Genomic DNA, 22,682 nt, shown 5'->3' on the forward strand with positions numbered 1-22,682 from the left:
ATAAGGTGGATAAATTACGGTTCTACCGTATCTAAACAATTGCCTATCTAAACTCCAAAGGGCCGAAGAACTCGGTGTTCCAATCATCTCGGAGGAGGATGTTGCAGGGGATGATTACAAATTAGAATTGGAGTCTGAGTAAGTTGGTCTGTTGTCGTTTTGCTGCCGTTTGATCAAGAACTTTTCTTTGCGGCTCTTCAATTCGAGGAAAATAGCTTCAATAAGTCGATAAATAAATAAGCTGGAAACGAGCAATACGAGCAAATTCCAATACCACTCCCAAGGTTCTTTGTTTAATTCCAAGACAAAGAGTTGCTCATCAAAATCAAACTCACGATCGCTCAACATAAGTTTAAGGTTTTCATTAACGGTGGTCCAAAAAGGCTTCAATAAACCAATAATTACCTCATCCGAATCCATCAACATCTTGTTCTCCGATTCTACGATCACAACGGCATGCTTAGATGATGTGGTATCTTGTAAGGTGACCACATATAAGAACGTTTCCAAATTGCCATCATCATCATAATTTGCTAGTCCTGTGTCCCAAATGATTCCATCAGTGAGTTCAATTTGCCTCTTTGTCCCAGCTCCTTTTGTGTATAATTCTTCAATCGATAGCACATGCAAACCGTTGCCAAGCGTATTTACAATTAGCCCGTAGAGACCAAATTGAAAGCCAAACGCAGCTACACCAATGGCGATGATCAGATAGAATCCATTTCGAAAAAAGTCAATTATCCCCATGATGGAGTAAGAATAACAAAATCCAATTATTCAGCAAAGTATTTTCGAATTAATAGCAATCGTAATAAACTACGTACTGCTTGGCAATAAGATGACCATTCCAAACTTCAAAAGGCCGAGGAACTCGCTGTTCCGTACTTGGCGATGATGGCCATTTGACCTGCATGGTCTGCCGTATGTGATACAATTCGTCCGAATGCTTCTGCTTTCGTCCTGGTGCCAAATTCTTTGGTAGTGATGCTTGTTTCCCAGTCTTCATCTGTTTGCGTCTACACAATGGCTGTCAATTTCTCAAATGAGTCGGAAACGTAACTTGTCAGTTCTTCCAAATTGGTCCATTCGCCTGTGTCGTGCTGAGCGATCACCGTTTTGGCAACCACCTTTGCATGCGTATCTCCAAATACATTTTTGGCTAAGAGGAGTTCCACCTCTCCAATGTGCCTAATGAGGAACCCGACCGAGTTAGGCGATGGGGCCAATTTCTTCTGAAGATCAGCGCTGCTAAGCAACGCCATCTGCTTGGAAAATCGGGTTCTTGCTTCCATCCACATTTCTAATAAGACTGGAGTTCTTGAGTTCATTGTAGTGCTTTTGTGGTAAGGTGGCCTTAAATCCCTGTCGAAGGGAAGAATGGTGCTTGGCCTAACAGGACTTTATCATCCGTTCTACCGCATGGTCTTTCCCGCAAGGCAACTCACTCACCTTGTCATCGTTGCTTAATGCATGAAACGAATTCACCTCTTTTTGGGCCTCTTGGCGGCTTTCCAATTCGCAATGCAGCCCCTTGCTGCTACCAACTATTATGTATGCGATTGCGCCACGGGTGCAGACCCGAATTGCATAGCAGGAAATGATGCGAATAATGGAACAAGCCCAAGCACCGCTTGGCAATCAACCAGCAAGGTCAATGTAGTTGTAAATACCTTACAAGCAGGCGACCAGATTCTCTTTGCCAAAGGAGGCGCATGGGTGGATGCCAAAATTGGTAACGTTTATAATTTCAATTCAACGGCTGCCAATCCCATTGTGTTTGATAGCTATGACCCAACGTGGGGAGGCACAGCCAAACCCATACTGACCGAAGCACGCTCTGCAACCAATCTGTTCAATTTTACGGATGGAGGCAATGCGGACCATGACGAGGGTTATCTCGTCCAGAATTTAGACCTGCGTGGGGGCGGAACGGGCCAGTGGGGCCTGTTTGCCTACAACGATGCCGACCACATCACGCTGCATAACCTCGATTTCTCTGATTTCGAGATCGGAGTACATTCGGGTGGGGCCAATACGGCCAATCCGGGTGCCGACTATCAGAACCAAGGCATGTCGCTTACCAGTTGCACCATCATGAACTGCTCGGCACAAGGTTTTTTGGGCGGGGGAGATGAGCTGCTTATTGCCGACAACTACTTTGAGAACAATGGTTTCGGATTAGCAGTTTACAACCACAACATCTATTTCAGTAGTGGAAACAACGTCATTATCAGAAACAACGAATTGTATCGTGCAACCATTGTAAATGGCTTGGCAGATGGCGTATCGCTGGTGGTGCACGGACATCACGATAACCTGCTCATAGAAGGAAACTACGTGCATGAGGACGTTGGTCAGGTAACGGGTAATGCTTGGGGAATAGCCATAGACCCTGGTTATGCTGCGGCAGAGTATTTCACCAATCTGGTCATTCGCAACAACCTCGTTGTGAATATGTATAACGTGGGCATTGGTGTGGCTTCTGCTCCTGGTGCCATCATTGAGAACAATGTCATCATCAACGAATCTGCCGCTGGCATCAGAGCCATCGCTGTACCAGACAGAGTGCGAGGTGTGGAAGACATGGCCATGAGCGATGTCACCGTCAGAAACAATTCCGTCTATCTGCGTGGTGCAGGTACTCAAACCACAGGAATTGCTGTAGGTGGCGAAGGCACGGGATATGTGGTGGTAAGCAACCTTGTTTCGATGGATAATGGAAATGGTTTCGCCATGGATCTGGCAGATGGAGCATACGTTGCCGTTGATTACAACATGATGGAGCAGCAGGGGAGTGCAACATGGGGCGCTGGTAGTTCCTTGGCAGCTTGGAATTCTTCCCGTGGTTTCGATCAGCATTCATTGACGGGAAATCCGCTGTTCACAGCACCAGGGGCACCCAATTTCAACCTTCTTCCGTTAGCTGGTTCTCCCGTTGTGGATGCTGGCCACCCTACGCTAAGCGCAACAACAGACTATGCAGCTGCCAATCGTGTGGGCATTTCGGATATAGGCGCTTTCGAAGTGGCATCTGTTCCTACAGGAATAGCGGCAGATACCAAAGCAGATGGAATCCTTGTATATCCCAATCCTGCGCAAGACAGACTGAACGTTCAAGTGGCAGACGAGCAGATTGCCATCTACCTATACGATTCAGCGGGTAAACGCGTCTATGAAAACCATTCGCTTGGAATTCAAACAACCACCATTGAAACCGCCCACTTACCGCGTGGACTATATCTGTTGGTGCAACAATCAAAGGAAATAACGAGAAGCAAAAAGGTGGTGTTGAATTGAGGAAGACTATACGCTTAGGCTGCAATCTTCGCTTAAAACCGCTTCATGATGATTACTCCGCCATTCGATAAGATGGCCCTATCGAAACTCCAAAAGGCTGAAGAACTCGGTATTCCGATCGGTTCAGAGTAGGATTTTCTGTCGGTGATCTAGTAGCGGCTTAGAGCACTACGATCTTTGAATTGACCGTGAGCTGATTTTCGCTGGTAATCTGAACGTAGTATACACCTGCGTTCTCTAGGTCAATTTCCATTTCGCGTTGCAAGGCCTTTCTTGAAATAACCACTTGCCCGAGAGCATTGAAGACAGTTAGCATTCCTGAGGCGCCATGGTTGTTCTTTATATGAACGAGACCGTTACTTGGGTTAGGGTAGATGCTCCATTTCGTTGCAATGGTGGCTTCGCTTATTCCAGCTGGTTCGCATGGCGGGTTACCTACGCCAGTAGGCGCAAGTGAGAGTGCGTAATTGTATAATTCATCTACCACATACAGATTGTCGCCCTCTCCGTTGGAAAGCACTACAATGCCGATATCGGTTGTTGGGTCTATGTAAATGTCTGTAGAAACACCGCTCTCTCCACCATTATGCCCCCAAACGATTGTTGTTCCTCCACCAGTCAAAAAGACCTCTTCTGTATACCAATTAAGCCCTTGGCTTGGTTCGAGAGAAGGAATCTGTTGTGAGAGCATTTCGCTGACCGAACTGCCCGAAAGCAATGCTTGACTGTGAAAAGAACCACCTTGCAAATAGGTGATGAGAAAGTTTGCGAGGTCTAGCACGTTCGACCTCAACTGTCCATCCGGATAATCTGCAAATCCGTAATGCGCGTAGGGCACGTACTGGTTGCCATTCCATTGATAGGGACGCGCTACCTTGGAAGAATCGAAGTCGGCAAAGTACCACGATGTATGCTGCATGCAAATGGTATTGAATATGTGCTGGTTGCAATACTCGCTGAAATCCATTCCGGATGCAGACTCTACAATATATCCTGCAAGTGCTGTGGCTAGGTTGCTGTAAGCGTAGGCTGTTCCTGGAGCATTGTTGTTGAAATTTTCGGTTGCGCTGTAATCGCTTCCCGAAGGGGAAAAATACTGCTCAATCAGTTCAGATAGTGTAATGGTCGGGTCGCCAAGGCTGTAATACGTATCCAACACAGGGTCATTGTCTGCAATGGAAGAGCTGTGCGTCATTAGCATTCTGGTGGTAATGCTGTCGCTTTCAAAATTCGGTACATCAATATCGAATGGTAGGTAATTGTTGATGTCCAGATCGAGATCGATCACACCGCTCTGGTGCAATTGCATCAAAGCAGTGCCTGTAAATACCTTCGATACGGAGGCAAGCATGAAAACGGTAGAATCGGCCACAGGAACAGCATTCTCAACATCGGCAAAACCATAAGATTCAACCCAAACGATTTCACCGCCTTTCACAATTAGCGTTGACATGCCCGGAGCATTTTCTGACTGCATCTCACTCAGAATAAAATCATCGACAGATGCACTTGGGTTTGGATTCTGTGCATTCGCGCTGATCTGAATAAAACACGCTACGGCTAAAATTGGGAAGCTCTTCATAGAGGTAAACTTACGAAGCGGTTTATTAGCGCTCCCTAAATTTCTGAAGAGGAGGTTGCTGGGGATGATCATATGAATCGCATAGGTCTTATCCCTTGACCAGTGCATCCAACTACTTCAGTAATCCGTTTCTGTCGGGTCTCTTCGCGTTTGGCCATCACAATCCAATGCAGCATGCGTTTACGCACGGAGCGACTTAGGCTCATAAAGAACTTCTTTGAACCTGGATACTTCTCGAAAGCCGCTTCCAGATCATCTGGAATGGTGACTTCTTCCACTTCATCCAAAATGCTCCACGAACCGTTCTGTTTGGCAATTTCGATGCAAGCAATGCCTGCCTTGGTCATTCGCCCTGCTTCAATCAGCTGTTCCACCTTTTCTTTATTCACCTTAGACCAGGTGCTGCTTGGTTTCCGTCTGCCGAAATACTGCATGAATCGTTCATCATCTACAGAACGCCTTGTGCTGTCTATCCATCCAAAACAGAGAGCTTCGTCTACCGCGTCACTCCATGAGATGGTAGGCTTTTTCGCCTTCATCTTGAAGCAAACAAGCCAAATGGATTGCTTCTTATCGTGGTTTTCTTGCAGCCATTCGCGCCAATGTTGGCCGCTGATGGGGTAGAAGGTTTCTTGTTCGCTCATGCAGACAAATTAAGGCTTTGAACCTGATTAAGTAGTAGAACAATAATTGGAATGATCTCGAAGAAAAAGAGAGGCAAATAGAAAGGTCCATCACACCAATCGCTCAAGCATTCCTTTACGTTTGACGATGTTCTTGTAGTCCCATTGAATGTTCCGTGATTTTCCGAGCCAACGCTGTAGGTCAGTTCTATCTACCTGCTTTATTTCGGTATAAACGATTGACGCGTCTTTGAATTTACCACTGCCGGGTTTGAGTTGTTCTTCCTCAAAATCGATACCACTCCAGAACATGAGTCTGATTCCAGCTTTCGATTTACTATATCCGACTATGGGATTGCCATTTAGAAACCACACGGGATGGGCATGCCAGATCTTACTCACAGCCTCTGGCAAATATTCGCTTACCACTTGTTCCAATAGGTCGCAAACGGTCTTGTCGGTTGTCGAAAGAGAATCGTTGTAAGATCGTATGTCTATATTCATCCGAATACTTCGAAAGCAACGAATATCTGAATTCTTACAACAATGCTAGTGCCTCGGTTAATAGCAAATGATGCGCTTCGTCCAATCCGATCGTTCCATCAGGCAGCGTCAACTCATTCCTGTAAAGTGGCAGTTCGGCAACCAACTTGGCATTGCAGGCCCGCAATGATTGCAACAGCGAGATCATGGCATATTCGCCACGTGGTGGAGCAGGAGAGAACGTGATCGGAAGCACCGGTTTCTCCGAAATTTCGCCCGATGTGGTTACCCATTCAATGGCATTCTTCAGTACGGCTGGGATATTGTGTACATATTCGGGAGTACAGATGATCACCGCGTCTGCTTCTCCGATTGCTTCTCGAAATAATTGCACCTTTTCGGGAATACCTGCATGTTCCAATTCGGGTGTGTAAAGCGGCAATTCCCAGAGTTCTTCCAACACCTGAATGCTGTAGGAATGTGCAAATGTTGTGCTGATGACTTGTAGCAATTGTGCATTGGAACCGCCAGGACTGGCAGAACCGCTGATGGCGAGAATGGTTTTCATTGCTCGAAAGTTAGCGTCTTTTTTTACCTGACGAAGACCTTATCCAGACGACTATTGAAACCGATAAACTGCGAACAGTATGGAATAGATGATCAGATACAAGCGGTAATTGTTTCGGGTCTTCTTAAAGTCGGGATGATCCATCGTTAAGAAACCCAACAGCGCTTTCGTTTCTTTTACGAAATAGGGCTTGATGTTGATGGTCCAATCGTCTGTTTCGTGAACCATCTTGCGGAATCGGCTACGGAATACGCCCAAAGGCATGCCCCAAGCGAAGAAAAGAATGAGCCAGATGTTATCACGTAAAAAGTCCATTGAGGATACAAACCCCAATGGACTTCAATTGTTCTGACCAACGGTTTATTACGATAATGCTTCGCAGATCAATAGGTCAACCTGCTTGTAAGCTTCTGAGCGGAGTTGGTTCAGCGAATTGAATTCCTCGCCAGCAAGCATATTCTTAATAGCCTGTGCACTCGGAAATTCGAAGACGGCCGATGCTTTAATGCCGCTGCTACCCATCACTTGTTCTACGGTCTTGTATCTGCCTATTCCTTTGCCTCCCGCGTTCATAAAAATCGGAATGATCTTAGACAGGTACAATTGAAATCCCGTCATGTTTTCTGGGTTGGGAATGGTGTTGATCAGTAGGTATGTTTTTGATTCTTCCATGAGGGGTGTTTTTAAGGGTTAAGAGCTACTTGGAAACGTGTCTTATTTCTTATTCGTATTCACACCAACCCAAACGTAAACGGGGTCTGAACCGAGAATGGCCGGTATCATCAGTACACCGCCAACTGCTCCCCACCAACTAGCGAAATAAATTCCTGCTCCGATAATGCTCAGACCAACAACGGTTCTGATTACTCTGTCTGCTGTTCCTACGTTCTTATTCATAGTGTTTGTGTTTTAAAGTTTTATTGAATGGTTTTGCTGATTTTCCGCACCGCGTGGGTTGGGAGTTTTGTTTTGCCAGTTATGGCTTGGCCCGTTTCTATGTGAAGTTTGTAGCCAGATAAGATGGATGTCCAGAGATAGGCGAACACGCCACTCATCATTAGGCGGTTCATTATTCCAAAGAACCCGTTGCTCATAGAATAGTTGAGCGTAGATCGCAAGACCGTACTGTGCGAACCTGTTCTGGTAAAATCGAATGTTCCTCCCATGGTTGCTAGATCAGGCATGCCCTTGATCACCACGGCTTCCAGTTCCATGAAAACGCCCTCTTCCCAAGCTATCACACGTTCGTCCAAGGTGGCCCCTGGCATGATGGACATTTCCATATGTCGCTGAGCTCCCATTCCGTGTGTTACTTCCGAAACGAGGGTTGAGCGACTAACGGTTGACGCACTTAAATAGATGTTTTCCACTTTGGCAAATGCCGCCCAAACTTCTTCAATCGGTTTCTTGATCTCTAATTCGAGTGTGATCTCTGTAGGGGTTTTACCGACTTGCTTGATACGCGGGGTTGAGTGTCTCATGGTTCTGAAATTTGATGGTACAAATCTCCAGAACAAGAAGTCGGAATACTTCGTAAATCAGGTCAGAAACTACGCAGTTTGGGCCAAACGATATTCGGTGGGAGATTTTCCGACAACGGATTTGAAACTGCGGTTGAAAGTGGAGACGGTTTCGAATCCTACATCGTAAGCCACATCAGAAACACGATTGCTCTTTATCTGCAAAAGGTTAGATGCTTTTTCAATCTTTTTCAGGGCAATGTAGGTCTTCGGACTTTCGCCATAAACCTCCTTGAATTTCCGTTTGAAGGATGAAGTGCTCATGTGGCAAAGTTTCGCCAATTCATCTACCGATAGACTGGAATAGAGGTTGGATTGAACCACGGTTTTGAACTCCACATGGTTCGGTTTGAACATGGCCGCTAGAAAATCGATGGACGAGGGTGCGTTGGATCTTTTGGCCAACAGAAGCACAAACTCCTTCAATTTGTTTCGAAGCATGGCCTCATCTGCTAGTTCAGGATTGTCTATAAGGATGGCAATACTCTGTCTGAAAGCGTCAAGTAATGCGTCTATCTGAACTTGTTTCAGGTTAAAATTGACACGAAAGGCCGGTAGGCTGAAGTCGGCTTCAAACAGCTCTTCCATAATAGACGGATGAAGAAGAACTCCGATCACGTCCACACCATCACCAAGCTGGCGTTGCTTGCGCGAAACTTCATAGAAAAAGTTGATGCACTTGGCCAAAAGCCCTTGCTGCTGGTCAATCTCCAGTAGTTGATCTTGCGCTCGAATCGAAAGCCGTCCTTCGTTCACAAAGATGAAACAGGCTTCCTCGGTAGCATATTCTTTTGCTTCTCTATTGAAATTAGGTTTGGTTACCCTTCCAAATACAGGAAGTCCCTTGTACATCAAAAACCTTTCGCTGACTTCCATGATCTGATGAAGAACGCAATAATTATGGTTCAGAAATCAACTCCATCCATTACTGAATGTCATTGCACGATCACCCTGCGTGTTTCGTTCACGTTTTCGCCCAATATCCTAACGAAATACATGCCTGAAGCTTCTTCATTCAGTTGAAACTGGCCTTCGTAAAAGCGATTTACATTCACAGTTCTTTCGCTCACTACCTGACCAATTGAATTGAGTAGCAGAATACGGAATTCGCCATTCATGCCGTCCATTTCCAAGGTGAATTGACCTTGATTCGGATTTGGGTAAACATTAATTCCCAATGGAGATTGTGCCTGTTGAACGTTGGCCAAAACCCCAACAGAAAAGCCATGGGTGATCTGACCTCCGAATTCAGATTCGAAGTATTTGTAGTAGCCACCTCCGTTCTCCTTCAGTCGGCAATATCCTGAACCTTGAGCAGTATAAGCCCAATAGGAAAGTCCGTCATCTTCCGAATCATAGAGGTTGAAAGTGTAGCAGCCTGGTGCCAGATCCAAGGTATCATTGTAGAGCGTGTTTGCGTCTGAATTGCTTCGTTCGGCAACCACATTTCCGTTGATGTCTACAACCTGCCAGTAATTCTCCGAAGGGAAATTGTTGGTCTTGTAGCGTACGATCAGATTGCCTTCATACACATCAGGCATGTCGAAAGTAGAGGTGTAGCTGTCGTTGCCAGCGTATTGGTCAGTCCCTCCATTTGGCGCACTAACCGTCACAATGAATTTGCCCGAAGTGCCGTAAAGCCAAAAACTTCCTTCATCGATCGGCAAGGTCACCTCCTCTTTTTGCATGAAGGCCAGGTTTCCTGTCCAATTGTATGTGGCAGGCTGACCGCCTTCTACTTTGTAGGTAATGGTTAGGCTTGTGAGGGTGGTTTCGCCAGCGTTTCTGATAATGATCTTGGCATCATCGCAATACGGATTGGTACGCGAATAATATTCCCAGTTGTTGGGAGAAAGCACATCGTAAACCTCTGCATCCAAGCTATGATTGGCAGCGCCATATTGCATCAGATGCATGGCGATCACGTAGTTTCCACCTGCCATACCTGGGTTGTTTGCAGGAACAGGCGTGATGGCGTAATCGAGGTTGACCGAAGAACCAGAAACACGGTCAGTGATCATGAATTCGTTGTCCTTGACCACATCGCCAGGACACCAACCTTCGCGCGCGCCTGGCCACGTTCCACCTTGCGGATAGATCGGATTCTGAGCACAATCGTGCGTTTGCCAAATGTGCCACGATGCCGCTTGCGAACCATTTACTCTCAGTGTGTGGGTATTATCCTTCCATTCGCAGCAATGTGGATAGGCACCACCTGCATTGCTTGTGTTGTGTCCATGACCTGTAAGACGTGTCTTCAATTTAAAGTGTTCGGCATTTGCCTGAATTGCCACATCTGTTGGCGCGAGGGATATATCATCATCCAAATTGCCGTACGAGAAAGAGCCAGATTGCCCCCACGGACGGCTCATTTCAACCACGTCCGCCATCGGTGTTCCAGAAATCATGGCAAAACGGACATCGATCAATTCCTGCTGGTTTCCGTTCTCAATGTCAACTGAATCGTGCAGTAAATGAGCATAATCAGTTACATCATAAACCCATGTAAACCCTTGCGGACCAAGGCTTAGGTTGATGCCATAAGGTGTGATGAATCGGGCAATTTCGTAGCGGTCAATCACTTCAAATGGCTCGGAATAATACCAAAGCGTGTCGTTGTAAGAAACCATGTCGTTCACAATCTCAGCGGTGTCGATGTTTCCATCGGCATGCCATGTGTAGGTTTCGCCCGCGTAGCCCAAGGTGGTGCCAAGAGGTTGAATGCCATTGCCTTGCACTTCAAATTCTGTGATAGTGATTGGAACAACTGGAACCGAAGTGCTGACCACAGCAGAATCCAAGTGTGTGGTGTAATCGCCCTGTGCGAATTTCACCAACGGTCGGTCGGATGTCAATGTTGTATTCAATCCGTAGGCATCCCACGATTTAGCTACCACTGCTGGCGCGCCCAATAGCAAAGGGTCTTGACCGTTTCCTGATTGATCTGTCAACTGATAATCTGGCTGGTCGAAATCGTAATAAGCCAGTAAGTTGGCATAGTTCGGATGGTTGTTGTCAACTCGCTTATTCATCCATTCGGCAATGGTGGCTTCGTCCAATTCAACGTTCCAAACTCTGAATTCGTCCATCATTCCGTTGTGCGAATTGGAAGAAGAAAATCCTCGCCCTACAAAGAATCTATCAATCTCTCCAATTGAAAGGTTCAGATCTGTGCCAGAATGCCATAGCGTTCCATTCTTGTAGATCTTCATGCTGCCAGTAGCTGCATTCTTGGTAAAAGCCCAATGCGCCCAATTACCTTCATATTCCACCGCTGCGGCAGGTTTAAAAATGCGGTCGTATCCGCTTCCTTCGCCTGCATCCCAGTAGATGTTGCCGTTGCTCCAAGGTAGATGAACGTTCAGTACACGCTGACCAGAAGTGTTCACCGCTTCGAAAGCATAGGAATCGGCAGGCTGCACATCCGCATTTCCGAAAGACCAGAACGACACCGTTACTTCATCGCCAAAATCGGTTCCGCCCAAAGGTATTTCCATGTATTTGGAAGGTTCAAAAACAATGGCATTATCTAGGCCTGAAGCGTACACGCCCGAAGTGTCATCGGTGGTATGAAATCCCGTTTGGTTCGATCCGCCCGTGCCATCAGCATAATAAGCAAACTCTATCAGGATATTCGAAGTTCCATCCCATGTAAACGGGGTAAGGAAGTCGAAATAATAAGGACTCGCTCCAAAATTGAATGGGGTTGTTTGATCGTACACCACGGTCATTCCTAATTCGAAACCGGTAGGAACGGCAGTTGAGGTATTCTTCATGGAAATGGTGAGTCTGCCAAGGTCTGCCCATTGGCTGGTAAGCTCAATTCGCAATCGGTGGATGTCTCCGGCACTCATACCGGCAGTTGTCAGCTCGGCTGCTGTCCATAGAAACTGCGAACGAGCACGGTTGTAGCCCGCAAACGGACGCGTGTTGGTGCCGTCCATTTGGTCATAGACGTAAAGTGTTTCCGAATTCACAGCATCGATAGTAGTGGAATATTCGTAAGATTCAACGGTGTTGAACTGTGGCGTTGTGGTGTACCACAGCGAGTCGAGGTTCTGACCGCCATACAGATAATGCGGATGGTTCTGTAGATTGCTGTCGAGTATTCCTGTATGATCATATACATGCGAATAGGTGAGGTAATCCCATTCGCCACAGGCATAGCCATCCTGCGTGGTGGCTGCATCGCATTTCAGCGTGTAGTACATCAGGATCTTGCGGTATTCTTGCGATGCTTCTGGAAACTGATACCAGTCTCTTCGTTTGGTTATGTCGGTAAAATCGAGGGTCTGCACCCAAGTCGTGTCTTGCTGTGCCTGAACTGAATTGAATAGAAAAAGGGCGCAGACAGCGAGTAGAAATTGTCTCATACGTAGTTTGATTGAGCGATAAAGATAAGGGTACGGACTATAAGTGGCTCGTAGCTGTAAAGACAGTTTTGCCGAGTTAAAGCACGAACAGCATCTGAATGAATCCGGCTAAGGCGCCAAGCACGGCTCCTACAACGATAAGCGTGAATTCATCCTCTTTAAAAATGGGATGGAGCACGTCTTCGAAGTCCAATTTAGATAGCGATTTGAGTTTGTGCTCAATGGTAGTTCCGATCTGTAATTGCCTATCGGCATAATCAAACATTCCCGAAATGGAAGCAGGAAGCGCTTCTACCACCATTTCGCTGGCCAGGTGCTTTATCCGCTCGTATTTTCTGCTTCCTACTGCAAATTGGAGCAAGGTTCTTCGTGTTTTTCCTACGGCTGAATCCATCAGGCCATTCACGTGTTTCCTGCATAATTCAGCAATCGGGTCCATTCCGTGTTTGCTTATCGCATATTCAAAAATGTGCTTAGAAGTGAGTAATTCAGAAGATAGAATGCGGGCGTATTCCTCCGATACTTCGTTCTGTCGTTTCATAAAAAGTCCTTGTAAGACGAACGGACCGATCTTGACTGGGTGAATGGGACGGAAGATGAGTTTGAGCGCCAGGAAGTTGGTGAGGTAGCCAACTACCAATCCACCCAAAGGAAGTAGCCACCAATGCTGATAGAAGTGCCAAACAATCATTTGGATAACGCCAAATTGAAAGCCGAATACAAAACTAGATGTCTCTATAAACTTGAACTCTTGTTCTCCACATTTCAGAAAGATCTTGTTCAGCAGCGCAGGGTCTTCGGTCAATCCTTCTACCATCATTCCATTGATGTCAAGAAGTTGATGAATGTCTTTTTTTACATCCAGTAGGACGTTTTCAATCGCCAATGGAAATTGAGCCGTTGCATCACGATGGAGTTCATCGATGCTTGCTTTCGGAAGCAGCCTCCAAATGATAGGCAACTCCTTTTTCATCACCTCATCAATAATGGCTTTGCTGAGTTGATCCAAATGCGGTCTCATTTCTTCGGTGATTCCTTTTGCATCCAACTTCTCGAATTCCTCCTCTACCGAAATGAGTTTGGAGGTGACCAATTCTACCGCTTTGGTAGACATTTTATAGGCCTTCGATGGTATGATCCCTTGCCATCCAAAGGGACGTTTGCCTACATATTCCAACGGGTAGAAAGTCATGTAAACTGCCAGTTTGTTGGTAAGCCAACCGACCAGCGCGGCAATAACAGGAATAGAGAGAAGAAAAATGGAATCGATGCTCACACTACAGAATTACTCATTCTTGGTGGATGAAGATAACCGAATGGTTTAAAAAGCTAAGGTGAATCGGATTTGATCAATCTCCTAGAACAACCAAATGCTTATCACTCCGATGATAAACATGGTTAAAACAACGATCAATAAGTAGACTAACGAAAGACCAACCGTGTTGCCAATGGCGCGAAAGGTTGAAATGTTCTTGAGTCTCTTGAGTCCGAATATCAGGTAGCTGAGCGTCAAAATCACTACCAAGGGATCTAGCCAATCCGAGTCGATAAGTAAGGAAACGAGGTTGCTAATGATGAGTAATAGGAAAATGAATGAGTGCAGGTGGAGTGAGAAAATTACCGTATCGATATAAAAAGGACGCGGTTTGCCCCACATTAACCACATGAGCAGCGCAAATACAGGCATCAGAAAAAACATGGAAAGCGAAAGATTCTTGTAGAATTCATCGCGGAATTGTGACCCATGTTTATCAGGGTCATCCAGTAGTCGGCTCAGTTGGGTTACCAGACGTAATGCAATGCTGGATTCCTCTAGTTCAAGTTCCGGGATGATTAGGTCGATTTCTGCGCCTAAGTCAGGGTTGGAACCTTTAAGGGTAACGAAGCCAGAGTCGCTTTTGTTCGTGATAGTAGAATCAGTTGATAAGGTGGCATTCTCCTTTTTTGTGGGTTTTGTGTTCCAATTTTTCCAATCCTCGACATCAAAGCCCATAACCAGGAACCCAATGAACGAAATGAAGAGGTAAAGCCGAATGGGAGGAACGTAAGATGCTCTGCGACCAGCGCTGAACTCTTGCGTCAGCAACCCAGGCTTGAACAGCAGGTACTTGAGGGTGATCATCAGTCGCGTATCGAAATTGAAATTGTCCGATACGTATTCTTTTATGAGTTCCCAAAAACCGATGTGCAGATTGCGTTGCTCTTGCCCGCAAGTGGCGCAAAACTTGTGCGCAGCTTTTATAGGCGCATGGCAATTCGAACAGACCTTATTATTGGAAGCCATTCCGAAAATTACGCTAAATATTGGCCAAGCCGCAGCTGGTGGCGATATTCTGAAATAGAACTACTTGGCGAAATAATCTGATACCGTTTTGTCTTTAGAACCTGCGATATAGGTATAGAATCCGCTGCCCGTTTTGGCGCCAAGATTTCCGCTGGCCACCATATTTACCAATAGCGGGCACGGGGCATATTTCGGGTTGCCCAAGCCTTCGTGCAACACGCGCATGATGCTTAGGCAGGTATCTAGTCCAATAAAGTCTGCCAAGTGCAAGGGGCCCATAGGGTGTGCCATTCCCAATTTCATGATCGTGTCTATTTCCTCTACGCCTGCCACACCGTGGTAAAGCGTTTCGATGGCCTCATTGATCATCGGCATCAAAATGCGGTTGGCCACAAAACCAGGGTAATCGTTCACTTCTACAGGAACTTTCTCCAGCTTTTTGCTCAGCGCCACGATCTTGGCCGTAGTATCATTCGAAGTGGAATAGCCACGGATGATCTCTACCAGTTTCATCACCGGCACCGGATTCATGAAATGCATACCGATTACCTTGTCGGCACGTTTGGTGGCTGCTGCTATCTGCGTAATGGAGATGGAAGAAGTATTGCTGGCAAATAGGGTTTTTTCTGGGCAAATGCCTTCCAATTTAGAGAAGATGCTCAACTTCAATTCCTTGTTCTCGGTAGCGGCTTCCACTACAAGGTCGGCATTTGAGGCTCCTTTCTCAAGGTCAGTATGGAATGAGAGATTACCTAGCGTTTTCAGCTTTTGGTCTTCGGTAAAGGTGCCTTTGGCAATTTGGCGGTCAAGGTTTTTGGCAATGGTATTCTTGGCCTTTTCCAACGAGTCTTTGCTTACATCAACCAAGGAAACCGTAAAACCGTTCTGCGCAAAAACGTGCGCAATTCCGTTTCCCATGGTTCCAGCACCAATAACCGTAATGTTCTTCATCGTGTGTTTGTTTGGCGCGAATATAATCAGCTTACCAAATAACGTAGAAATGAATGTAAAGACTAAGGCATTATCATGGCTTTTCTACCATTTGGCAGGTTTTCAATTATCTCCTGATCAAGCAAACTGACGATGGGTACTGCTCATTAAGCAAGTAAATTACTTAATAGTATTACTAGCATTACGTAGGGTTTTCTCGTTAAATCACGTAGAAATGAAAGCTTCTGTTTTTTGTGGCAACTAGATTCAATCGGGAATCCAACATAATGTCAACAAGTTAACACGCGGAAGTACGGATGTTGAATGTGTAACTCTTTACCTTTCTGAAAGGAATTATACTGGAAGACAATGAAAACCGCGGAAAACATCTATGAACGCATGATCTCGGAAATAGAGGATTATGCAATTCTCTTATTGGATCTAGACGGAAATGTTGTCAATTGGAATAAGGGAGCTAAGAAACTCAAGGGATATGCTGCACAGGAGATCATCGGAAAGAATTTCACGTTATTCTACACGAAAGAAGATGTAGAGAACGACCTTCCGCAGAAACTCATTACCGAGGCCATAGCCAACGGTAAAGCATTGAATGAAGGTTGGCGCTTACGAAAAGACGGCTCACGGTTTTGGGCAAGTGTACTTATTACGGCTGTTCGTAATGAGCAAGGAGACATCATCGGGTTTACCAAAGTGACCCGAGATCTGACCGATAGAAAGGCAATTGAGAACGGGCAAGCGGCTTTGCATTCTCTTCTGAAAAAAAAGGTCGAAATCGGATCAGTGGAACTCGAACAGGCATTAAAGGAAATAGGCGACTATAAATATGCGCTTAACGAATCTTCCATCGTGGCCATTACAGATCATAAGGGCATTATTGGACATGTGAATGATAATTTCTGTGATATATCGAAATATGCTCGAGAAGAACTGATAGGGCAAGACCATCGCATCATCAACTCGGGCCATCATTCCAAGGAATTCATCAAAGGGTTGTGGAAAACGATAGCCAATGGAAAGGTTTGGACCGGGGAAATGAAGAACAGAGCAAAGGATGGTAGCTTCTACTGGGTTGATACCACCATTGTCCCATTTCTTACCAACGAAGGTAAACCGTATCAGTACCTGGCCATTCGGGCAGACATTTCGGAGCGTAAGCAGACAGAAGAGAAACTCATACGGGCTAATCGACTCTATGCCTACATCAGTGCGGTCAACAAGAGCATCGTCCACATTCGCGAAAGGCAACCACTTTTTGATAAGGTCTGTCAGGTTTCCATCGACATAGGAATGTATTCCTGTGCTTGGATCAGTATGATCGATGACAATGACAAGCTGATTAAGGTAAGTATGAAAGGCAGTCCTGAATGGCTTGCTTTTCTCAATAAGCATGGTTTAGAGTATTCACTACCAGAACTTCGTGGTACACCCACTGGTGAAGCTTTATTCACTGGTAAGAATGTGATCCTTAATCGCATTATGGAAGACACGTTCATTGCTCCTTGGAAGACAGAGATGAGCGAAATTGGACTGAAATCGATCATGATTCTGCCCATTAAGGTTTTCGATCAGGTGATCGGAGTATTCTACCTTGTATCAACAGAAGAGGATTTCTTTGATCAGCAGGAGATAGAACTCGTGGACGAGGCTGCGGGTGATATTTCGTTTGCGCTGGAAGTGATGGAAAAAGACGCCATGCAGCGCCAGACAGAAAAGGATATCCTTCGGAGCGAATCAAAACTGGTTGAAGCACAACGTCTGGCTAAGATGGGAAGCTTTGAAATGGATCTGGTTCGAGATAAGATTTACTGGTCTGATGAGTATTACCTGATAATGGGATTTAAGGTCAGAGAGGTAGAAGCAGCACCAGAACGGTTCTTTGAGCTTGTTTATCCAGAGGATCGAGATAGTGTAGTTGAAGGGTTCAATTCTGCGTTCGAAACATTGGAAGCAGGTTCCACAACTTGTCGGATCATTTCAAAGGATGGCAAGCTGAAATACTTATACATCCAATGGAAATTTGAGTTTGGGAAAAACAAGGCTCCGACAAGGTTATATGGCGTGGTTCAGGACACGACCGATCAACGTATTGCAGAGCAGAAACTGATAGAGAGCGAAGCCTTCAATAGGGGAGTATTGAACTCTCTCAGTTCAGAAATTGCCGTTTTAGACAGTGCGGGAGAAATAGTGGCGGTCAATCAGTCGTGGACAGATTTTGCTTTGAACAACGGGGCAACAGATTTGGAAAGGGTTGGCGTTGGATGCAATTATTTCCGAACGTGCGAACGTTCAGCCAAGAATGGAGACCGCTCGGCAGATCAGGCAATTGAAGGCATTAAAACCGTAATGTCTGGAAACCAAGCTTCATTTTACATGGAATATCCTTGCCATTCGCCCAATGAGAAGCGATGGTTCAGTATGCGTGTTATGAAGTTTGAAAGTCGTGTTCAGATGATCGTCATCTCGCACGATAACATAACCGACCGGAAAAATGCAGAGCGGCAATTGGAAAAGACCTTAGAAGAATTGGAAAACCGCGTGCAACTGCGCACAGCAGAGTTGGAGGAAAAAAACAAGGACATCCTTGACAGTATCAATTATGCCAAGCGTATTCAGGTTAGTCGACTGTGCAGTCATAGCCAATTGAACCAAGTGTTTCCGAAGTCTTTTGTGCTTTCCATGCCAAGGGATATTGTAAGTGGAGACTTCTTTTGGTGCCACCAAACACCGAATAAGAAGTTTGTTGCTGTAGCCGATTGTACTGGTCACGGGGTTCCTGGCGCATTGATATCCATCATTGCAAACAGCCTTTTAGAACGTATCGTGGTAGAAGAGCACATTGAAAATCCTGCCGAAATACTTCAGATTCTTGATAAGCGATTGAAGGATGCTGTAAAAGGAGACCAAGAAGAAGTGAAGGATGGGATGGATATTGCCATATGTGCCGTAGATACCTATTTCAATGAGCTGTATTATGCAGGAGCGCTTCGGCCACTTTTCATTTCAGATGAGAATCAAGTCATGAAGGAATTTGCCCCCGATCGGTTTGCAATTGGTGGTGCCATGGCAGACGGAGAAAAAGTCTTCACCACCATGCGTTTCCCAATTGTTCCAGGGCAGCGTATCTACCTCACATCTGATGGATATTACGATCAGTTTGGCGGTATAAGTGGTAAAAAATATCTCAAAACGCGATTCAAAAAAAAGCTAGATGAACTGCGAACGGTTCCTGTAGAAATGCAGTACTCCATCTTAAAGAAGGAATTCAAGGATTGGTCGGGCACAAATTTTCAGGTTGATGATGTGATGGTGCTGGGAATTGAGATGTAGCAATTCTACTCAAGCGATACCTTCTTGAGAAAGAATCTGCACTTATTGGAACGAGATAGCAAAACGGATACTTAGGCGCGGCTTGCGTCTATGAGCATCATTTCGCCTTTGCCTTTCAGGTCAGCTAGGCCAAGTTGTTCTAATTTAAATGCACCAGGGGATAGGAGGGAAGCAGTGGCTTCGGTAATGGTCAATTTCATAGGGCGGCCATTGCTTTCAACGCGCGAAGCAATATTCACATCATCACCCATTACATCAAACTGACAGCGGGTTTTGCCTACCAAACCAGAAATAAGACTACCGGAATGAATGCCAACGCGGCACGTCCATTGTTGCTCATGCGTGCTGTTTCGTTTGTCCAGAAAATCAATGATCTCCAATCCGGCCGTCACCAGCTTTTCCGCGTGCTGCATGTCTACTTTACCTCCAACGCCAGACGCAGCCATGTAGCCATCGCCCAAGGTTTTAATACGCATGCATCCGTTGCTCGTTATCACCTCATCAAAACCAGTAAAAATGTCTGTCAGCTCATCTACAAGTACGGTTGGTGCTAGGTGCGAGGTGATGCCTGTGTAGTCCACCATATCGCAGAACATGATGCTCGTGTGCTCATGGATTACGGGTTGATAACCACCCGTCTTTTTCAACTCCTGAATAACAGCACTTGGCAGCAAGTAGCGAAGCAGCGCATCTGATTTTTGGCGCTCAATCTGAAGGTCGATGTGTGTTTTGATACGCGCCTGAACCACTTGCGCATTGAAGGGTTTTGAGATGAAATCGGCACCGCCAATGGCAAAACCTTTGGTCTCGTCAGAGGCTTCGTTCAGTGAAGTGAGAAAAATGATGGGAACAGACGCAGTCAGTTCATTCGATTTCAAATGCTGGCAAGCTGTGTATCCATCCATTTCGGGCATCATCACATCCATCAATACCAAGTCGATAGAAGCATCTTTGGTTACCAGTTCCACAGCTTTCAATCCGTTCTTGGCTACCTTAATGTTGTAGGTATCTTTGAGTAGGGCGGTAAGTAGTTGCAGATTCTCAACCGAATCGTCTACAATAAGAATCGTGTTTCTACCGGTTACGGTAAGTCCAAAACTATTCATGCCCTTCCATCTTATTCAGCATGTCCAGGGCATCATCAAATTCCATTTCGCTAAGGGCGTTATGGGCAGCATCTATCCATTGCTTGTTTGTTCCAAAATCATAGGTTGCCATGGCCTCATCCAGCAGGTCAACAGCAGATGGATCGTTATCTGAAATACGTTTTTTCGTTCTTGCCAGTAGATTTTTCAAGGCTTCTGTGTCAATTGCAGGAAGACTGGCTTCTTCCTGCACATCTTGCTCCAACTTGTCTTTAATGCTGGCGCACAGTTTTACGAAGATGGCCGCTAGGTCTGAAGCTTCGGTATAAAGCAGGTCTACATCCAATCCGCTTGGGTCGCTGAAAGAATGTGATACGCTTCGAGCCCTTTTGCCCAGATCCAATGCTCCAATATTGCCCGCCACACCCGCCAAGGCATGCATCAGGCTACTTAGTTCCTGTGTGTCTTGGGCTTTAATGAGTTTGTTCACCTCTTTGTTTACTGAAGCATATTTATTGGCGAACGATAGGAGGATCTTGGTGTAAAGTGTGGCTTTTCCTCCACATCTTAGCAGGCCATCATTCACGTCTATGCCATCAATGGTAGGGAAAATGCTAGGCGTTTCCGTCTTTTTGGTTTTGGCCAGTTCTGCCTGTTCCGCACTTGGTTGAAAACCACGTGGCACTAAAAAATCGACCAAGGTCTGGTACAGCAACTTTGGATTGATGGGCTTGGAAATGTGCTCATTCATTCCTGCTGCCAAGCTTTTTTCGCGTTCTCCGGCCATGGCATGTGCCGTCATGGCAATGATGGGTTTTCCATCGTGCAATTTCAGTTCACGTATCTTACGTGTGGCGCTCAATCCATCCAAAACGGGCATTTGAATGTCCATCAGCACGGCATCAAAACTCATTGTCTGTAGCGTATCTACTGCAAGCTGACCATTGGCCGCGTGCGTTGCTTCCACACCCACATCCTTCAGCAGTTCAATGGCCAATTCGGTGTTTATCTCGTTGTCTTCTACCAAAAGCACATGTTTGCCTGTAAGCAATAGGGCAAAGTGGTCTATGTCGCCCGATTCGGCAGTGCCAACGGCTGCGGCAAATTTGTTCTTGTAGAGGCTCTTTTGAATGGTATCGAACAGCACCGATGGGCTGACTGGTTTTACCAGAAACTCATCAATCAAGGTTTTGTTATGTGCAGCAAGGCCAATGTTTTCCACTCCATAAGCAGAAACCATCAACACACTTGGGCTGGTCTTTACCTTTTCGCGTTGCAGTTGCTCCAACATATCCACGCCATTCATTTCGGGCATAGACCAATCGGTAATGATAAGAGCGATGGGTTCTTTTTCCGATTCAGTGCGATAAAGCTCTATGGCATCTTGGGCATTATCGGCTTGCAGTACTTCAAAACCAAAGGACACCAACATGTCGTGTAATACCATTCGGGCTGTGTCCGAATCGTCTACCAATAGCACGCGGATTCCTTCCACACTTTTCGGTCTTTTGGTGGAAACCACATATTCGGCATCTGCAAAGGCAAAAAAGGCATCGAAATAAAATTCACTCCCTTTTCCTTCTTCGCTGCGTACTTTCAATTCGCCTTGCATGAATTCCACCAATCGCTGACTGATGACAAGGCCAAGGCCAGTGCCTCCGAATTTCCGCGTGGTGCTCACATCAGCCTGCTGAAAAGCGGAGAAGAGTTTTTGCTGTTGTTCTGGGCTGATGCCAATACCGCTATCAGTGATTGAAAAATGAATGCGAAGTCCATTTTCGAGCCGTTCACTGACACGACAGACCAGCTTGACATCGCCATGCTCTGTAAACTTCACTGCATTGTCCAATAGGTTCAGTAGCACTTGGCGCAAGCGAAGCGGGTCGCTTTTCATATCTGCAGGAATGTCGCGATCAAACTCAATGATGAATTCGATGTCGCGCTTCTTGCGCAACTTCACGTTCACCAATTCTGCCACATCGTTGATAAGGGCTTCCAGATTGAAGTTGACCGAGTCGAAGGCGAGTTTGCCCGCTTCAATCTTCGAGAAATCGAGAATATCGTTGATGATCTGCATCAACGATTCGCTGCTTCGTTGAATCTTGAGCAGGTTTTCCCGCTGCTTAGGTTCCAAGGCCGTCTTCAGTGTGAGGTAACTCAGTCCGATGATGGCATTCATAGGAGTACGAATCTCGTGGCTCATGTTGGCCAAAAAGTCGCTCTTGGAACGATTGGCATCTTCAGCCAATTCGCGCAGCGCACTCATTTGCACGTATTTTTCTTCTACTTCGGCATTCTTCAGTTTTACCACGTCCATCTGGCGACCACCAAAGGATGCAAAGAGGCCAAGAAAGAGCGGTGCAGTATCTATGATCCAAAGCAATGGCGAGCCCTTTTGGCTTGCAATAAGATGCGGCCAACTGGCATCTCCAAACTCCACAAAACTTTGGAGAACAGTTCCGATAACGGGAAAGCAACACCCGAACAGCGCACCATAAATGGTGTATTTTACGAGTTCACTTGTGTGCTTCACAGATGGTTTTAAAGTCATGGTATGAAGACAATTCGTCACGCTGAAAGTAAGCAAGA

The 22,682-nt window shown here is 45.9% G+C and carries 18 protein-coding genes and 1 pseudogene; 2 read left to right on the plus strand and 17 right to left on the minus strand.

Annotation, left to right across the window (positions count from 1 at the left end):
• Positions 1–114: 114 nt before the first annotated feature.
• Together K9J17_12860 and K9J17_12865 are read right to left on the minus strand one after the other, a co-directional pair.
• Entirely contained in the window at positions 115–747 is a 633-nt protein-coding gene (locus tag K9J17_12860; protein MCF8277617.1) for a hypothetical protein, read from the minus strand.
• A 107-nt stretch (positions 748–854) separates the two neighbouring features.
• Positions 855–1,328 (minus strand): annotated as a pseudogene (locus K9J17_12865) (DinB family protein).
• A 142-nt stretch (positions 1,329–1,470) separates the two neighbouring features.
• Between K9J17_12865 and K9J17_12870 the strand changes: the two are divergent.
• The gene (locus tag K9J17_12870; protein ID MCF8277618.1) at positions 1,471–3,297 is read left to right on the plus strand and encodes a right-handed parallel beta-helix repeat-containing protein; all 1,827 of its coding nucleotides are present in this window, start codon (positions 1,471–1,473) and stop codon (positions 3,295–3,297) included.
• Positions 3,298–3,457: 160 nt separating this feature from the next.
• Here the strand turns inward: K9J17_12870 and K9J17_12875 are convergent, their stop codons facing one another.
• The 13 genes from K9J17_12875 to K9J17_12935 all read right to left on the minus strand — a co-directional run bounded on the left by K9J17_12875 (position 3,458) and on the right by K9J17_12935 (position 15,681).
• On the minus strand, positions 3,458–4,879 hold the full coding sequence (locus tag K9J17_12875) for a serine hydrolase (protein ID MCF8277619.1): 1,422 nt from the start codon (positions 4,877–4,879) through the stop codon (positions 3,458–3,460).
• Between the two features lie 68 nt (positions 4,880–4,947).
• Entirely contained in the window at positions 4,948–5,523 is a 576-nt protein-coding gene (locus tag K9J17_12880; protein ID MCF8277620.1) for a YdeI/OmpD-associated family protein, read from the minus strand.
• A 90-nt stretch (positions 5,524–5,613) separates the two neighbouring features.
• Complete coding sequence (locus K9J17_12885) at positions 5,614–6,006, minus strand: DUF1801 domain-containing protein (protein MCF8277621.1); 393 nt, start codon at positions 6,004–6,006, stop codon at positions 5,614–5,616.
• Positions 6,007–6,040: 34 nt separating this feature from the next.
• Positions 6,041–6,553, minus strand: a complete 513-nt coding sequence (locus K9J17_12890) for an NAD(P)H-dependent oxidoreductase (GenBank protein ID MCF8277622.1) — start codon at positions 6,551–6,553, stop codon at positions 6,041–6,043.
• 51 nt (positions 6,554–6,604) lie between these two features.
• Positions 6,605–6,868 carry a hypothetical protein gene (locus K9J17_12895; GenBank protein ID MCF8277623.1) on the minus strand — a complete coding sequence of 88 codons (264 nt, stop codon included), beginning with the start codon at positions 6,866–6,868 and terminating at the stop codon, positions 6,605–6,607.
• A gap of 48 nt (positions 6,869–6,916) precedes the next feature.
• The gene (locus tag K9J17_12900) at positions 6,917–7,225 is read right to left on the minus strand and encodes a DUF1330 domain-containing protein (GenBank protein ID MCF8277624.1); all 309 of its coding nucleotides are present in this window, start codon (positions 7,223–7,225) and stop codon (positions 6,917–6,919) included.
• 42 nt (positions 7,226–7,267) lie between these two features.
• A complete protein-coding gene (locus tag K9J17_12905; GenBank protein ID MCF8277625.1) occupies positions 7,268–7,450 on the minus strand; it encodes a DUF2892 domain-containing protein in 183 nt (60 codons plus the stop codon).
• Between the two features lie 20 nt (positions 7,451–7,470).
• Positions 7,471–8,034: an SRPBCC family protein gene (locus tag K9J17_12910; GenBank protein MCF8277626.1), complete on the minus strand. Its 564-nt coding sequence runs from the start codon at positions 8,032–8,034 to the stop codon at positions 7,471–7,473.
• Between the two features lie 69 nt (positions 8,035–8,103).
• The gene (locus K9J17_12915) at positions 8,104–8,949 is read right to left on the minus strand and encodes a helix-turn-helix transcriptional regulator (GenBank protein ID MCF8277627.1); all 846 of its coding nucleotides are present in this window, start codon (positions 8,947–8,949) and stop codon (positions 8,104–8,106) included.
• Between the two features lie 59 nt (positions 8,950–9,008).
• Positions 9,009–12,446 carry a T9SS type A sorting domain-containing protein gene (locus tag K9J17_12920; GenBank protein MCF8277628.1) on the minus strand — a complete coding sequence of 1,146 codons (3,438 nt, stop codon included), beginning with the start codon at positions 12,444–12,446 and terminating at the stop codon, positions 9,009–9,011.
• Positions 12,447–12,522: 76 nt separating this feature from the next.
• The gene (locus tag K9J17_12925; protein ID MCF8277629.1) at positions 12,523–13,722 is read right to left on the minus strand and encodes a hypothetical protein; all 1,200 of its coding nucleotides are present in this window, start codon (positions 13,720–13,722) and stop codon (positions 12,523–12,525) included.
• 81 nt (positions 13,723–13,803) lie between these two features.
• A complete protein-coding gene (locus K9J17_12930; GenBank protein MCF8277630.1) occupies positions 13,804–14,730 on the minus strand; it encodes a DUF3667 domain-containing protein in 927 nt (308 codons plus the stop codon).
• A 60-nt stretch (positions 14,731–14,790) separates the two neighbouring features.
• Entirely contained in the window at positions 14,791–15,681 is an 891-nt protein-coding gene (locus K9J17_12935; protein ID MCF8277631.1) for a 3-hydroxybutyryl-CoA dehydrogenase, read from the minus strand.
• 348 nt (positions 15,682–16,029) lie between these two features.
• Between K9J17_12935 and K9J17_12940 the strand changes: the two genes are divergently transcribed.
• Positions 16,030–19,008 carry a PAS domain S-box protein gene (locus tag K9J17_12940; GenBank protein MCF8277632.1) on the plus strand — a complete coding sequence of 993 codons (2,979 nt, stop codon included), beginning with the start codon at positions 16,030–16,032 and terminating at the stop codon, positions 19,006–19,008.
• 71 nt (positions 19,009–19,079) lie between these two features.
• Here the strand turns inward: K9J17_12940 and K9J17_12945 are convergent, their stop codons facing one another.
• Together K9J17_12945 and K9J17_12950 are read right to left on the minus strand one after the other, a co-directional pair.
• Positions 19,080–20,114 carry a response regulator gene (locus K9J17_12945; GenBank protein ID MCF8277633.1) on the minus strand — a complete coding sequence of 345 codons (1,035 nt, stop codon included), beginning with the start codon at positions 20,112–20,114 and terminating at the stop codon, positions 19,080–19,082.
• Positions 20,107–22,682 (minus strand): response regulator (locus tag K9J17_12950; GenBank protein MCF8277634.1); only part of this gene is annotated, 2,576 nt, incomplete at its 5' end. The genes K9J17_12945 and K9J17_12950, both read right to left, overlap by 8 nt.

The sequence above is a fragment of the Flavobacteriales bacterium genome, assembly GCA_021739695.1.
In the GTDB taxonomy this organism is placed as follows: domain Bacteria; phylum Bacteroidota; class Bacteroidia; order UBA10329; family UBA10329; genus UBA10329.